Below are 14,389 nucleotides of genomic sequence, written 5' to 3'. Positions count from 1 at the left end.
GGCATGCATCGTGAGATACTCGGCGATGAGGCGCCGCATTGCGGCATCATCGTCAATGACAAGAACATGTTTCAACGGCACACCTTCAATCTTGAATCCCCTTGTCTAAACCTGTTGCCGAGCAACCCTGGGGCACCGACCCAGAACAGCTGCTCCTTGATACCACTCGCCGTTGCGTGCGGCCAATGTGAGGCCGTGCTCGTCCTGTTCTTTTCATCCCCAGCGAATTGACCGCACCAAGGCAGCCCGTGGCCACCAGACAGGTCCAAGCGCCGACATGACCCTGCCGTGTGGTCCTTCGCTTTTTCGCTTCGAGCTCCCCCGTTGGTGCAGGCCTGCCAATATCACTCAAGTTCGACCTCATGGATGCCAAGTTTCCTGCTATGCCCTTGCATCCTGGTCATCCTGGAGTTTGCGGACCTGGATCATCTCGATATCCTCCGGCTCGTGGATCCAGCTCGGACATGGTTGAGCAGCGCGGCGTTTGGCTTGATCGGAGAGGCGGTCGGCGGAAGAAGACCGTGATTCGCTGCAGCGGCCTTGTGCAAAATAGTGTGTCTCCTGCCAAGCCGGCTTCGTCCAAGGTGGCCGGCGGCCTCAAATGCTGTTCGGCGACCGGCAGGTCGCCGGTTGCGGTGAACGTCCGGGCTAACATTTCTCAGTTACTGCAACTCCTCCATCTTGAGCGTGTCACTATGCTTGTCCATTGCGCCGTCGGACTCCGTCAATGACGTGCGGTTATCTGCCGATGGGACTGTGCATGATCCACCCTTTGGCGGCGGCGGCCGAACAGCTGAACGAGGCTCGCACCAGGATGGGCTGCGCCGCCACGTCTTCCCAGTTGACCCTCGCCGCCGCGGATTTGCGCCCTCGAGCCAGCTTCGCGGACGAGCTCGCGTCTCAAGCAATGATCTGAGTGTGCAGGGCCGCGCATGGCTGCTCTTTAACGACCGGCAGCATACCGGCAAAGTTGGGCCGCTTTATCGCCTTAGTCGATTCCCCACGGTGATCCCGAGCCTGAACAAGCCCGCCAAGCTCCCCATTTTGTCCTTGGCTTGGCGCTGACAGAAGTACCATCCATGACGCCAAAGTCGCGGCCCACACTCCAGGAGCAACGGACGGCCGGGACGAGCAATCCTGTACAGGAGTCATTGTACCAAGATGCTCCGGATGTCGCTGGCTGATCGGGCCCGCGCCACTCACGCATGCGCAAGATGCTCACCCACGCTGATACGAACACGGTCTTTGCTTCAATTGAAACCGAAAAGCTGAACTTGAACATCACACAGTAACAAACCTCCCCGATAAGCGCGTGCCGGACAGGGCCAGAACCCGTCCGGCGGCTTGGAAAGGTAGGTGATAGGGAATGTTTATTGCAGCTTGGCCGCTGGCCATCGTCCTGATGACATCCATGTCACTCCCAGCCGAGCCCGCGCCACTTTCTCCGCGTGAGTTCCGCAGCCTGTCGCGCAAATGCGCCCCCTGGGTTGCGCCGTCCACCCTCGCCGCGATTGCCAAGATTGAAAGTGGCTTTGAAACGCTGGTGGCTCATGACAACACCACAGGTGAGCAGCTTCGCTGGATAGACCACCTGGAAGCCACGCGGGGCATCAAGGAACGCCTCGAAGCACAACATTCTGTCGATGTTGGATTGATGCAGATAAACAGCAAGAACTTTGCCGTGCTCAATCTCACGCCGGAAAGGGCTTTCGAGCCCTGCGCCTCGCTTTCGGCTGCCGCCCACCTGCTTGAAAGCCGGTATGCCGGCGGCACCACTGCTGTGGCACAGCAACTGGCGCTTCGCCGTGCCATCTCGGCCTATAACACGGGCGACGTCACGCATGGCTTCGCCAACGGTTATGTACGCAAGGTCGAGTCGGCCGCAAAGGACATCTCAAGTCTCCTTGAGAGAACGCTGGAGCCGACTGCTCGAGATGTGCCGCACCTTGAGGCACCCGGTCGGAAAGCCGTGCCGCCTCTGCTCCAGCAGAGCCAACAGGCCAATAGAAAGAAGCAGCCCAACCAAGATTCTTGGGACATCTGGGGCTCGTATCAGCCAGACCGCTCCGGGGCCGATCCCTCCGATCCGACAGGCAGCCAGGCTGCGAAAGCACGGGAACCCTCGAACCCGAACAAACTCGTATTCGATTGAAACATGGAGATGCAATGATGACGCCACTCAAGATACTTCGTGCGCTTAAAACGCGTGTTCCTTCGCCTTTTTTCATGCTGCGCATGGCGGCTGAATATGTACCGGCCGCTGCTGCAGGCGCGGCGTGGACGGTCTTCTACAGCGGGCCAGCCGCGGCTCAGGTGACCGGAGGGACGGATCCTGCCAAGATGGTCCAGAATATCTGCACGTTCATACTTGGGCCCTTTGGACAATCACTGGCCGTGCTCGGGCTCGTAGCCATCGGTATCTCTTGGATGTTCGGTCGTGCTTCACTTGGCCTGGTTGCGGGTGTCGTTGGAGGGATCGTCATCATGTTCGGGGCCAGCTTCCTGGGCAAGGCGCTCATAGGCGGTGGCTGATGAGCGACCGGTTGGAAGTGAGCACCCTCTATGTGGCGGCGACGCGCCCGGCACTGTTTCTGGGGGTGCCGCTGACGCTGGCCGGATTGCTCATGATGTTGGCTGGGCTTGTTATCATTATCCTTCAGAACCCGCTCTACGAAATCGTTCTCGCGCCACTCTGGTTCGGAGCACGGCTGGTTGTTGAGCGTGACTATAACGCGGCAAGCGTCGTGCTGCTCTATTTGCAGACGGCCGGCAGAAGCGTGGACGGGCCGGTCTGGGGAGGCGCAAGCGTCAGCGCCAATCCGATCAGAGTGCCGAAACGCGGAAGAGGAATGGTGTAATGTTCGGCGCCAGCGGCCGGACCGAGAGGTCTGGCGAGATCTACCTTCCGTATGTTGGTCACGTAAGCGATCAGGTTGTCCTTCTGGAAGACGGATCGATCATGGCCATGGCACATGTGAACGGTGTGCCCTTTGATTTGGAAGACGCTGAGATGCGCAACTCGCGCTGCCGCGCGTTCAACACTCTCTTGCGCAACATCGCCGATGACAATGTCTCGATATACGCTCATCTTGTGAGACACAACGATGTGCCGGCGCCGGCGCCGCGCCGGTTTCAAAGTGCATTCGCTGGCAGTCTGAGCGAGGCCTACGAGCGTCGTGTGCTGTCGGGAAAGCTCTTTCGCAACGATCACTTCCTCACTTTGATCGTGTCCCCCCGCACCGCAATCGGCAAGATCGGCTTGCGGATTGCCAAGTCCCGCAGACGGAATGAGCACGATCTAGCCACCCAAATGCGGAGCCTGGAAGACCTCTGGCACATCATTGCTGGCGCACTCGGCGGTTACGGTCTGCGCCGGTTGGGCATTCGTGAGAAAGGCAACGTGCTCTTCACGGAAATCGGCGAGGCGCTTCGGCTCATGATGACTTGCCGGTTTCTTCCGGTTCCGATGGTTACCGGCTCACTTGGCGCCTCGATCTACACTGACCAGGTCATCTGCGGGAAGCGGGCGCTTGAGATTCGAAGGCCCGGGGATAGCTCCGTCGGATCATTGTTTTCGTTCCGTGAATATCCGGCGACGACGCGGCCGGGCATGCTAAATTCCTTGCTGTCCGCCAACTTCCCGCTTGTCCTGAGCCAGAGCTTTTCCTTCCTCACTCGCCCGCAAGCTCATGCCAAACTAAGCCTTAAGTCCAGCCAGATGACGAGTGCCGGCGACAAGGCTCTCACCCAGATCAATGAACTTGCCGAGGCAGAGGACGCACTGGCAAGCAACGAATTCGTGATGGGTTCGCATCATCTGAGCCTGTGCGTCTATGCCGACAGCCTCAATAGCCTTGCAGATCGCGCAGCAAGTGCCCGCGCACGGCTGGCCGACGCGGGCGCCGTTATCGTCCAAGAGGGCATCGGCATGGAGGCCGCATATTGGTCCCAACTTCCGGGGAACAACAGGTGGCGCACGCGCCCGGGGGCGATCACCTCACACAATTTTGCCGGGCTCGTCTCATTTGAGAACTTCCCAAGCGGTTCCAGTTCCGGCCACTGGGGCAATGCTGTTGCGCGCTTTCGCACAAACGGTGGAACTTCTTTCGACTACATCCCCCATGAGAATGACGTCGGCATGACGGCAATATTCGGGCCCGTTGGCAAAGGCAAGACGACGCTGATGACCTTTGTCCTCGCGATGCTTGAGCAAAGCTTGGTCGATCGCAATGGTGCGATCGTCTTCTTCGACAAGGATCGGGGTGGTGAACTGCTGGTGCGAGCCACGGGAGGGACATATCTTGCGTTGCGCAGAGGCGCTCCGAGCGGCTTGGCCCCTCTGCGTGGACTGGACAACACCTCCGCCTCTCGGGACTTTCTGCGCGAGTGGTTGATGGCCCTGATCGAGAGTGACGGCCGTGGTCCGATCTCGCCGGAGGAAAGCCGTCGGCTGGAACGCGGCATTGTTCGTCAGCTTTCGTTCGAACCCCCTATGCGCTCACTTGCGGGCCTGCGCGAGTTCCTATTGCACAGCCCCTCCGAGGGCGCAGGAGCACGGCTGCAGCGGTGGTGTAGAGGGGGGGCGCTTGGATGGGCCTTTGACGGCGACGTGGACGAAGTAAGGCTGGATGCCTCCATTACGGGCTTCGACATGACGCAGCTCCTGGAATATGAGGAGGTCTGTGCACCGGCCGCCGCATACCTTCTGCATCGAGTGGGCGCTATCGTCGATGGTCGTCGGTTCGTGATGAGCTGCGACGAATTTCGATTCTATCTACTCAACCCCCAATTCTCGGCCGTTATCGACAAGTTCTTGCTCACGGTCCGCAAAAACAACGGCATGTTGATACTCGCAACGCAGCAGCCTGAACACGTTCTGGAATCGCCTCTCGGAGCTAGTCTCGTTGCGCAATGTATGACGAAAATTTTCTACCCATCACCGACGGCGGACCGCTCTGCGTATGTCGATGGCTTGAAGTGCACTGCGCAGGAGTTCGAGGCAATCCGCCAGGGAATGGCAATCGGCAGCCGCAAGTTTTTGCTCAAGCGCGATAGCGGGAGTATTGTTTGCGAATTCGATCTTGGGCAGATGCGCGAGTACGTAGCCGTACTCTCGGGGCGGGCCAACACAGTGCGCTTTGCCGACCAGCTTCGCAACCAGCACGGAGACGCCCCAAGTGGGTGGCTCGACAAGTTCATGGCCCGGTACCATGAAGTTCAAGACTGACGGAGGAATATTCATGAAACTTGCCAAACTTGCAGTAACGACCCTTGCTGCTTCCCTTCTGCTTCACGGACAGGCCCGGTCGCAATGGATCGTCACCGACCCTGTAACAGAAACACAATCGACCTTAACAGCGATTTCCAATGCGGCGATCCTTGAGAGGTCAATCGAGACGCTCGCTACGACGATCGAAATGGTGACAATGCTAACCTCGTCATTCGCTGTCACGGGAGTGCTAAGCTCACTGAACCAAGGAAATCATTACCCGTCGAGCAATAAGCTGGAGGAGCAGATGTTTGATGCTCGGGCGCCAGCTTCGATTATCGCCCGTAACATTGCGGAGGACCCAAATCGGATAGTCACGGGCGACGATTCAGAAGCGAAACTGTTAAAGGGACAAATCGCTGGGGCCGCCAATGCCGCAGCTATTGCAGCCGACACTTTGGGCATGATGGACAAGCGCCTTAAGGATAACGCCGGCACGCTTGGTCAGCTTTCCCGCTCGGGAAATATTATGCAGGCCACCGTGACCAACGGTCTGGTCCTCAAGCAGATTCACGATGCGATGATCCAAAATGCCCAGGCCACGAGTCTGCTGACTATGGCCACTGCACAAGGGAGCCTTCACGCCGCTGAGGAGGCCGCCACGCAGCGTCGCGAACATCGGGACACCGCTCGCATTTTTGGCCCCCTCCCGTGAACGCTGAGTTCATCAGGCTCAGCTGCGCTGATCAGGGACACATCAGGCTCACGCCATGAATTTCAAAATTCCCGCGCCATTCACGACTATACACACGATCTTTCATGGGGCCTTCACGTCCGGGCTGCACAAAGTGCTTGAAAACGTCCAAGCGGCGGTCAGTGCGCCTCTGGTTGCGTGTGTCACGCTCTGGATAATAATCCAAGGCTGTCTGGTCATGCGTGGTCAAGTCGATGCGCGCGGGGGTATCTCGCGCGTAATCATGGTGTCGATTGTCGTCGCCCTTATCTTAGGGCAGGCCAACTATCAGCAGTACATTGAAGCGCTTTTCGACGAAACGATTCCGAGGTTGGCTCACGACATCAGTGGCAGCGACTTGCCCTTCATCGGAATCGCCCAGAAGCTCGACATCATGTTTGCTTCAAGCCAGTATGTCTTTCAGCTGATTGCTTCCGAAATTGGGCCTATGAACGGCCAGGACATACTTGCTTTCGAGGGAGCGCAATGGATTTTCTACGGCGCGCTGTGGACAGCGTTCGAGATCTACGATGCCGTTGGAATTCTGACGAAGGTGCTCTTGACGATCGGCCCCCTGGTCCTTGTAGGCTACCTTTTTGATCACACTCGAGACATAGCCACCAGATGGATCGGCCAACTGCTCTCGTACGGGCTGCTGCTTCTCCTCCTCAACATCGTTGCAACGATAGTAATCGCTGCCGAAGCAGTCTCGCTGGCAGCCATGCTTTTGATGATCAAATTCTCGGGCACGACAGCAGCCAAGATCATCGGGCTTTACGAGCTCGACATGCTTTTCCTAGCTGGTGACGCTCTGATCGTCGCGCTTCCGACGATCGCCAGCAGCATCGCCGGCGGCTCTTGGGGAGGTGCGAACCGACCTCTTAACAGCCTCAATCGCCACTTTGCCAAAACGGCGGGTGGTTAATCAATCGACAAGTTCGGTGCCAAAAACATGAAATATTGCCTACTTCTGTCAATCCTCGCTTTGGCCGCCTGCAAGACGAGCCATGGGCTTGCGACGTGCGCGGGTGCCCCATTCCAACTGAACGTGGGACAATGGGAAACCACCCCTGAGGATCTTCAGGTCGAATGCGCGGAAGAGCCAAAGTGAAATTTCCTGAACATGCCCTTCTGGTGGAGAGAGAAACGCTAGCCGCCCACTATAAGAAGGTGGAAGCGTTTCAAACGTCACGAGCGAAGTCTGCGCGGCGCCTGTCAAAGGCCCTGATCGCCTTTGCCGCAGCGGCGGTCCTAGGAAATGTTGCCCAGGCATTTACCATCGCTGCCATGGTCCCGTTGGCCAAGCTCGTACCTGTGTTCCTCTGGGTCCGGCCGGATGGGACCGTCGACAGCGAAGTGTCAGTCTCTCGACTGCCGGCAACCCAAGACCGAGCCGTCATAAATGCTTCGCTGTGGGAATATGTACGCCTGCGCGAGGGGTACACAGCAGATACAGCCCAATACGCCTATGACCTCGTATCCAGTTTCAGCGCGCCGGCTGTGCGACAGCAATATCAAGATTTCTTCAACTATCCGAATCCCACCTCGCCGCAAGTCACGGTCGGCAAGCGCGGCAAGCTCGAGGTCGGGCATATTTCTTCAAACGACATCAGTCCGGACGTTCAACAGATCCGTTACAAACGTACGCTTGTTGTCGATGGGCAGATGCCGATAGTGACCACCTGGACAGCTACCATCCGCTACGAGCGCTTGACGGGTCTGCCTGGGCAATCGAGGCTCACCAATCCGGGAGGTCTACTCGTCACTTCTTATCAAGGCTCGGAAGATAGCGTATCGAACCTGGGCTATGTGCAGCCATGACAAAAAGAGCGTTTCTCGCGCTGGTCTGTTCACTCTTCTTAACGATGGAAGCGTCCGCGGAAGACACACCACTTGCCGGCAAGCATGATGCGCGCATGCGCTACCTGGCTTACCGTCCCGACGAAGTGGTGCGCCTGTCTACCGCAGTGGGGGCAACGCTGGTTGTCACATTCGCGGCCAACGAGACAGTCGCAGCCGTGGCCGTTTCCAATAGCAAAGACCTGGCTGCGCTCCCGCGCGCCAACTATCTCTTTTTTAAGGCTAGCCGGATGCTCCCGCCGCAGCCGGTCATCGTGCTGGCCGAGAGTGAGTCCGGTACACGGAGATACGTCTTCAGTATTTCAACGAGAGCGATGCCAAAACTCGATGAGCAGCAACCTGACCTATACTACAGCGTGCAGTTCACCTATCCTGCTGATGAGGCTGCTGCTCGGAGAAAGGACGCAGAAAGGCGCTCGATTCTTGGTCGGGGCCGGGCGAAAGTGCTGCACGACGAGAGAGTTCAGGATTTGTTGAATCGGCCCGCCGCAACTACCAGTCCGGACGAAAGCAATTTTCACTACGTCGCAAAGGGCGATCGATCGCTGTCGCCGCTGCAAGTTTTCGATAATGGCTTTACCACCGTATTTGGCTTCGCAAGCAATTCCCGCATACCCTCTCTCTACATTATCAATCCCGACGGCAAGGAAGCCGCTGCCAATTACACGGTCAAAGGAGACTATGTTGAAGTATCCGCAGTCGCCCGGGAATGGCGTCTGAGAGATGGCAATACGGTCTTGTCCATTTTCAACAGGGCTTATGACCCTGTGGGACGAGCGCCAGGGACCGGTACAGTGACACCCGACGTGTGGCGCGTTTTGAAAGGCTCGGCCGATGAATGAAACCGGCCCACAGTCGGGACATGATGTCCATGCCTCCGGATCGATGGTCTCGGAGCCGGCCCGCCGGCATGTTTCGGGATTGCAGAAGTTGGCTGTCGCTGCTCTTGTTCTCATCTCATCTCTATCGCTCATCTGGCTCGGAGGTCGTCCCAGCACACAAGACGAGCCAACTCAGCCAAAACCTCCAACTGTCGCCGACGCCGAGCCATTCCGCCCCGTGCCGATTGAGATTGCTCCCGAACCTCCAGCACCCGTACAGGTGGCGCAGGCAGGAGATCCTGCGCCATCCACGCCGCCTCCGGCGCCAGCTGATCCGCCGCCGGAGGAATCACCAATTTTCGCCTACAGTGGCAGCGGTCAAATGCCCAACGACGGTCAGCGGAGCGAAGACAACCATAGGGATGCTCCCGCAACCTCGGATGAGATTTCAGACGCTGGCGATCTGTCGGGGCGATTGAAGCCAGATATACAGGAGCCGAGCCGGGCCACACTTTTGCCGCACCCTGATCTCGTGATTACTCAAGGAACGATAATTCCCTGCATTTTGCAAACGGCAGTCGACACAAACTTACCGGGTTATGTGAAGTGCGTCTTACCTAAAGACGTCCGCGGCGCCACCAACAACGTGGTGCTTTTGGATCGCGGGACGACCGTGATTGGCGAGATCCAGCGTGGTCTCCAACAGGGGGATGCGCGTGTCTTCGTGCTGTGGACGCGCATCGAAACGCCTGACCATGCCCTCGTTTCGCTAGCATCGCCGGGCGCTGACGAGCTCGGCCGCTCCGGAATGCCTGGCACGGTGGATAATCACTTCTGGCAGCGCTTTGGCGGAGCAATGCTCATGAGCGTCATTCAAGGCGCGTTTCAGGCCGCCGGTCAATACGCTGGCAGCTCAGGTGGAGGAAGCGGCATCAACAGCTTCCAGAGCAACGCCGGACAAGCCGTTGACACGACCCTTAGAGCAACGATCAACGTTCCGCCAACTCTGAAGAAAAACCAGGGAGATGCTGTATCCATCTTTGTGGCTCGGGATCTCGATTTCTCAGATGTATACGATCTTAGAGCGACCGCCGTGGCGCCAGCACCCCAACATCGTGAACGCCGGAGAGACAACAATGCGACCGGAGGCTGACCCTCAATTGCGTTTGCTTCTCAACCCTGTTCTGAAATGGCTTGAGGAGCCAAGGACCGAAGAGGTCGCTATCAACCGGCCTGGGGAAGCCTTTGTCCGACAGGCCGGCGTTTTCACGAAACATCCGCTACCGCTATCTTATGACGATCTGGAGGACATCGCCATCCTCGCTGGAGCGCTGCGCAAGCAAGATGTCGGACCGCAAAGCCCCCTCTGTGCGACTGAGCTGCCGAACGGAGAGCGGCTGCAGATCTGTTTGCCGCCCGCTGTTCCCTCAGGAACAATAAGCCTGACGATACGGCGTCCCTCAAGTCGTGTGACCGAACTCAAGGAAGTTTCTTCTCGCTACGAATACTCGCGTTGGAATCAATGGCGGTCACGAAAGGAGCGCCAAGAGCGGCAGGACGAAACGATTCTTCAGCACTACGACCATGGTGACTTGGAGCAATTTTTGCGAGCGTGCGTTTGCGGGCGGCTCACGATGCTGCTTTGCGGACCTACTGGAAGCGGCAAAACGACAATGAGCAAGACTTTGATCAACGCTATACCCCCGCAAGAGAGGCTGATAAGTATCGAGGACACGCTCGAACTTGCAATCCCGCACGAGAACCATGTCCGGTTACTCTATCCGAAGGACCGAGCAGGCGTAGGTGCGGTGACAGCCGAGCAACTGTTGCAAGCCAGCTTGCGCATGCGCCCTGATCGAATATTGCTTGGCGAGATGCGCGATGATGCTGCTTGGGCCTACCTTAGCGAAGTCGTCTCCGGCCATGCGGGATCAATATCGACGATTCATGGGGCGGATCCGGTCCAAGGCTTTAAAAAGCTCTTTTCACTCGTCAAGAGCAGCCCGCAAGGAGCTGCTGTGGAAGACCACACGCTTCTTGACCTGCTGTCGGCTGCCATTGACGTCATTGTGCCGTTCCGTACCCACGGCGACGTGTATGAGGTGGGGGAGGTGTGGCTCGCCGCCGATGCCCGGCGACGCGGAGAGACAGTAGCCGACCTTCTTAACAAGCACTAAGGCTAGAGCATGTCGGGGATCGGTAAGTGGTTTGTGATACGATGGCGTAATTTGTTCAGATTGAACGTCCACTTTGATTTGACGGAGGTGGATAATGGGAGGAGGACTGGGCGTAGACCTTCGGTCACAAGTCTGAAGTCTTGGGGCGCCCTGTCGGCGCGGCAAGCTGCGGCACGATTCGACTGGGTGTATCGAGCGCGTCCGCTGAATTGCGCGGGCGACGCTCAGCGAGCTGGTGCCGATGCCTGCCTCAAAAGCGGCATCGACACCCGGCAGGTCGTACCCTTGATTTACCTAGCCGCGCTCAATGAGCGTTTCAAAGCCGCCGAACGTGGTTCGGAATGACCGGTTGGTAAATAGGGAAGTGCCATACAGGGAATCCTCCTGGTATTGCCTCCAGGGGGTCCTCTCAATGAACAAAGCCGCAACCTGCCCTTGCGACCTCAGCTGGAGTTTGCGACGCAACCCATATAGGAGGATCGATGCGCAGAGAAATCGCAGGCAGAGTCGGTGGCATTGTGGGCTGGCCGACCGACGGTTTCAGCCCGTCAACAGGTCTTCACGTGTTCCATCCCCGACTATTGCAGGCGTGCGGCTTGCATGCTCCCGCGATCACCCATCGGAAAGAGCGTTACGAACACTACGAAGAGTTGCGCGACTTCTGCTGTCGCCCCGGTCTTACAGCGGACGGTGACCTGTCCTACCTTGATAGGACGTGAAATGCGAACGCTGCTCATTGATCATCATGTGGATCTTACGCGCGCCGTGCGAGTTGCGCTCGGGGATAGCGGTTTTGCCGTTGATGTAGTTGGCAACCTGGAACAGGCGTCGAGGGCATTTTGTTGCGCAACCTATGAAATTCTCCTGCTGGAGTTGGCTCTGCCAGATGGCGATGGCTTGGGCTGGCTGAGACAGCTAAGGAGCGACGGGCATTCAGTTCCAACCCTCATTATGAGTAGCATCAACGATCTCGAGAAGCGAATTGCAATTTTCAACGGTGGCGCGGACGACTTTCTGCTCAAGCCCGTCTCTTTCGATGAGCTCATCGCCAGAATGAGAGCCATTCTGCGCCGGTCGACACAGGTGACCGACCCCATCGTTGTATTTGGCAATCTCAATTTCGATCCGATCGGCCGACAGGTTTCCGTCTCGGGTCATCCTCTGAAGATCGCACGCCGCGAACTATGTATTTTAGAGCATCTGCTTATCCGTGCAGGCCGCATCGTGCCTCGTGCGCAGTTGGAAGATCACCTCTATTCGTTCAACGACGAGGTATCTGCCAACGCGCTTGAAGTCGGAATCTATCGCTTACGTGGACACCTGAGTAGGTCAGGTGCAACGCCACGTATCACGACCGTGCGCGGCATTGGTTACATTCTTGAATTGACTGAGGCGGCATCCGCATAGTTGGTCTAAATTGAAAGAACAGACTGCCTGCCCGTTGTCAGGTTGAGCTTGTGGCCATAATGGACATCGCGGCCGCCCTTGGTGATGGTGTCGGCATGCGGTTCGAACGGCTCTGTCGCAAACCTTTTTGTAAGCGAGCATGGCAAGAAAAACGCCTCAGCTGTGGAGGAGCACGTGATGTTCAAGGGCCGCCATTTCGACCAGTCGGTGATCCTGCTGTGCGTGCGCTGGTACCTGGCCTACACTCTGAGCCTGCGCGATCTGGAAGAGATGATGGCCGAACGCGTTGAAGGTCGACCGTGCATCGCTGGGTCGCCCACTTCTCGCCGCAGCTGCTGGAGCGCTTCAACCGGCGCAAGCGTGTGGTCGGCAGCAAGTGGCATATGCACGAGACGTACATCAAGGTCCGCGGCCATGGATGTATCTCTACCGCGCTATCGACATCCTCGGCGACACGGTCGAGTTCTTCTTTAGCGAAAACCGTGACCTGGTGGCGGACCAACGCTTCCTCCGCAAGGCGCTGACGTGCCATGGCCGGCCGGAGCGTATCGTCATCGACGGCAGCCAGACCAAATACGAAGCAATCCTTTCCTGCGACGCTGAAAGCCGGCTGCGGCAGCGATCGCGGGCGACCGCTGAAGCCGATCCGCATCCGCAATAGCCGGCATCTCAACAATCGGATCGAACAGGATCACCGGCGTATCAAGCGCCGCATTCGATCCATGCTCGGCTTCAAGTCGTAGGCGAGCGACGTGGTGATCCTCTCCGGCATCGAGATGATCCACATGATGGGCAAGCGACAGGCGAGGTATGCCTACAAGTCTGTCGATCGCTGTTTCGATATCCTCGCTGCCTGACGGACAGGCCGAAATGGCCGTTCACAACCCCATTTCCAGGTTTGCGACAGAGCCTTTTGTCGGCGTTGCCGGCTTCGAAGGGCCGGTGCGCGCCGAGCGCATCAAGATCACCCCCGGCCACCTTGCTGCGGCCACTCGCCGAGTACGAAGCGGTGGCCGGAGGGAGCTGGTGATGACGACCCTAGATCATGACCTGCTGATCGCAATCCTGGATCGGCTGAAGTTGACGGCGATCCGCGACCAGCTCGACACGCTCATGTCGAGCAAGATCGCGCAGTTCCCGTTTGTCCGCGAACTCGACGGCTTCGGCTTCGACGCGCAGCCATCGGTCTGCTTCAGCCAAACGTATTCATAGGTATGGGACAGGCCTTGCTATGTCCGCCACCCACGCCTGCTCCGAGGCCCTCCAGGGCAATGGTCTGAGACCTGGGCTCAAGCCCTTCGGCGAGGAGGATGAGACACCGCTGGAGCTCAGGTGCAAGCGCTGCCACGCCCGCTCCGAGGCCCCACAAGGCCGAAGCGCAGTCGTCGGGGTCACGAGGCCCCTCGGCCACGACGACGAGACGCTGCTGGAAGCCCGGTTGCAAGGGCTGCCACAGATGGCCTGAACCTGGATCCGCCTTTCTTGAGGCGTTGCGACTATCATGGCGGCGACACGCAGCTCTTGATTTGTGTGCGACATCCTCAGCAGATCCATCGGGCTGAGCCGCTCAACAATATCAACGAGAATGTCCAGCGGCAGATCAAGGATACTCAGAGGAGGAAACGCTTGATCTTGAGGCTCAGAGCGCGTCTGCTCCACTATAGAACAGGATGATTCACCGGGTCCTTCAACGCCAGCCGCCGGTCCGATGAGAGAATTGTCCCTGATATCACGCTCGATGGGGTTAAATGCCGAGATGGGCGCCTTGCCACGCTCCTCAATGCCCTCATGATTCACCGCCTATAGCTACCAACTGAATGAATCATCGTGATTGTCGCGCAGCGGAATCCTCAAGGATCGGGCAGTTCGTAGGGGGCGCCGCTTTGACCAGCTTAAGCCCGCGAATTGCTCGATCGGACAAGATCCTAATTCTCGACCATGCGGTGAGGCTCGAACGAGATCCTCGGGACGCCCTCCAAGTTGTCGATCATGTTCGGCACACAAGGAAAGGGCGGCATTGCTGCCGCCCTTTCCGCTGTAGGTTGATAGGGGCTGGATTAGAAATCCATGCCGCCCATGCCGCCCATGCCGCCCATACCGCCGCCGCCCATGCCGCCAGGCATGCCGCCGCCAGCCGACTCCTTCTTCGGAGCCTCCGCGATCATGGCTTCGGTGGTGACGA

The 14,389-nt window shown here is 58.1% G+C and carries 12 protein-coding genes and 3 pseudogenes; 14 read left to right on the top strand and 1 reads right to left on the bottom strand.

Going from position 1 to position 14,389, the window contains the following annotated elements; genetic code table 11:
* Positions 1-75, bottom strand: a pseudogene (locus NKJ06_RS30665) (DNA-binding response regulator); the annotation flags it as partial.
* Positions 76-1,366: 1,291 nt separating this feature from the next.
* On the opposite strand from NKJ06_RS30665, the gene NKJ06_RS30660 reads away from it, so the two are divergent.
* The 14 genes and pseudogenes from NKJ06_RS30660 to NKJ06_RS30595 form a co-directional block, all read left to right on the top strand.
* Positions 1,367-2,152, top strand: coding sequence for a type IV secretion system lytic transglycosylase VirB1 (locus NKJ06_RS30660; protein ID WP_023766572.1), 786 nt, complete (start codon positions 1,367-1,369; stop codon positions 2,150-2,152).
* Between the two features lie 14 nt (positions 2,153-2,166).
* Entirely contained in the window at positions 2,167-2,532 is a 366-nt protein-coding gene (virB2, locus tag NKJ06_RS30655) for a pilin major subunit VirB2 (RefSeq protein WP_031257862.1), read from the top strand.
* Complete coding sequence (locus NKJ06_RS30650) at positions 2,532-2,858, top strand: type IV secretion system protein VirB3 (protein ID WP_023679584.1); 327 nt, start codon at positions 2,532-2,534, stop codon at positions 2,856-2,858. The genes virB2 and NKJ06_RS30650 overlap by 1 nt, the downstream gene beginning before the upstream one ends.
* Positions 2,858-5,227 carry a type IV secretion/conjugal transfer ATPase VirB4 gene (virB4, locus tag NKJ06_RS30645; RefSeq protein WP_023737137.1) on the top strand — a complete coding sequence of 790 codons (2,370 nt, stop codon included), beginning with the start codon at positions 2,858-2,860 and terminating at the stop codon, positions 5,225-5,227. The genes NKJ06_RS30650 and virB4 overlap by 1 nt, the downstream gene beginning before the upstream one ends.
* Positions 5,228-5,240: 13 nt before the next feature.
* The gene (locus tag NKJ06_RS30640; protein ID WP_023766574.1) at positions 5,241-5,924 is read left to right on the top strand and encodes a TrbJ/VirB5 family protein; all 684 of its coding nucleotides are present in this window, start codon (positions 5,241-5,243) and stop codon (positions 5,922-5,924) included.
* A gap of 55 nt (positions 5,925-5,979) precedes the next feature.
* Positions 5,980-6,867: a type IV secretion system protein gene (locus NKJ06_RS30635; protein WP_023766575.1), complete on the top strand. Its 888-nt coding sequence runs from the start codon at positions 5,980-5,982 to the stop codon at positions 6,865-6,867.
* Between the two features lie 27 nt (positions 6,868-6,894).
* Entirely contained in the window at positions 6,895-7,053 is a 159-nt protein-coding gene (locus NKJ06_RS30630; RefSeq protein ID WP_081731114.1) for a type IV secretion system lipoprotein VirB7, read from the top strand.
* Positions 7,050-7,763, top strand: a complete 714-nt coding sequence (locus tag NKJ06_RS30625) for a type IV secretion system protein VirB8 (RefSeq protein ID WP_023785251.1) — start codon at positions 7,050-7,052, stop codon at positions 7,761-7,763. The genes NKJ06_RS30630 and NKJ06_RS30625 overlap by 4 nt, the downstream gene beginning before the upstream one ends.
* Positions 7,760-8,644 carry a TrbG/VirB9 family P-type conjugative transfer protein gene (locus tag NKJ06_RS30620; RefSeq protein WP_352811796.1) on the top strand — a complete coding sequence of 295 codons (885 nt, stop codon included), beginning with the start codon at positions 7,760-7,762 and terminating at the stop codon, positions 8,642-8,644. The genes NKJ06_RS30625 and NKJ06_RS30620 overlap by 4 nt, the downstream gene beginning before the upstream one ends.
* Positions 8,637-9,776: a type IV secretion system protein VirB10 gene (gene virB10 / locus NKJ06_RS30615; RefSeq protein WP_031252668.1), complete on the top strand. Its 1,140-nt coding sequence runs from the start codon at positions 8,637-8,639 to the stop codon at positions 9,774-9,776. The genes NKJ06_RS30620 and virB10 overlap by 8 nt, the downstream gene beginning before the upstream one ends.
* A complete protein-coding gene (gene virB11, locus NKJ06_RS30610) occupies positions 9,760-10,800 on the top strand; it encodes a P-type DNA transfer ATPase VirB11 (protein ID WP_023737143.1) in 1,041 nt (346 codons plus the stop codon). Before virB10 ends, virB11 begins: the two co-directional genes overlap by 17 nt.
* Positions 10,801-11,520: 720 nt before the next feature.
* Positions 11,521-12,207, top strand: a complete 687-nt coding sequence (locus NKJ06_RS30605; protein WP_023796647.1) for a response regulator — start codon at positions 11,521-11,523, stop codon at positions 12,205-12,207.
* Between the two features lie 177 nt (positions 12,208-12,384).
* Positions 12,385-13,064, top strand: a pseudogene (locus tag NKJ06_RS30600) (IS6 family transposase).
* Positions 13,065-13,236: 172 nt separating this feature from the next.
* Positions 13,237-13,395, top strand: a pseudogene (locus NKJ06_RS30595) (ATP-binding protein); the annotation flags it as partial.
* Between the last annotated feature and the right edge of the window lie 994 nt (positions 13,396-14,389).

Source organism: Mesorhizobium sp. M0293 (assembly GCF_040321735.1).
In the GTDB taxonomy this organism is placed as follows: domain Bacteria; phylum Pseudomonadota; class Alphaproteobacteria; order Rhizobiales; family Rhizobiaceae; genus Mesorhizobium.
This window is presented reverse-complemented; position numbering and strand designations above follow the sequence as displayed.

Excerpts from the sequence above, each read along its gene's own strand:
- NKJ06_RS30660 (WP_023766572.1), top strand. The coding sequence starts at position 1,367 with ATGTTTATTGCAGCTTGGCCGCTGGCCATCGTCCTGATGACATCCATG.
- virB2 (WP_031257862.1), top strand. The coding sequence starts at position 2,167 with ATGATGACGCCACTCAAGATACTTCGTGCGCTTAAAACGCGTGTTCCT.
- NKJ06_RS30650 (WP_023679584.1), top strand. The coding sequence starts at position 2,532 with ATGAGCGACCGGTTGGAAGTGAGCACCCTCTATGTGGCGGCGACGCGC.
- virB4 (WP_023737137.1), top strand. The coding sequence starts at position 2,858 with ATGTTCGGCGCCAGCGGCCGGACCGAGAGGTCTGGCGAGATCTACCTT.
- NKJ06_RS30640 (WP_023766574.1), top strand. The coding sequence starts at position 5,241 with ATGAAACTTGCCAAACTTGCAGTAACGACCCTTGCTGCTTCCCTTCTG.
- NKJ06_RS30635 (WP_023766575.1), top strand. The coding sequence starts at position 5,980 with ATGAATTTCAAAATTCCCGCGCCATTCACGACTATACACACGATCTTT.
- NKJ06_RS30630 (WP_081731114.1), top strand. The coding sequence starts at position 6,895 with ATGAAATATTGCCTACTTCTGTCAATCCTCGCTTTGGCCGCCTGCAAG.
- NKJ06_RS30620 (WP_352811796.1), top strand. The coding sequence starts at position 7,760 with ATGACAAAAAGAGCGTTTCTCGCGCTGGTCTGTTCACTCTTCTTAACG.
- virB10 (WP_031252668.1), top strand. The coding sequence starts at position 8,637 with ATGAATGAAACCGGCCCACAGTCGGGACATGATGTCCATGCCTCCGGA.
- virB11 (WP_023737143.1), top strand. The coding sequence starts at position 9,760 with ATGCGACCGGAGGCTGACCCTCAATTGCGTTTGCTTCTCAACCCTGTT.
- NKJ06_RS30605 (WP_023796647.1), top strand. The coding sequence starts at position 11,521 with ATGCGAACGCTGCTCATTGATCATCATGTGGATCTTACGCGCGCCGTG.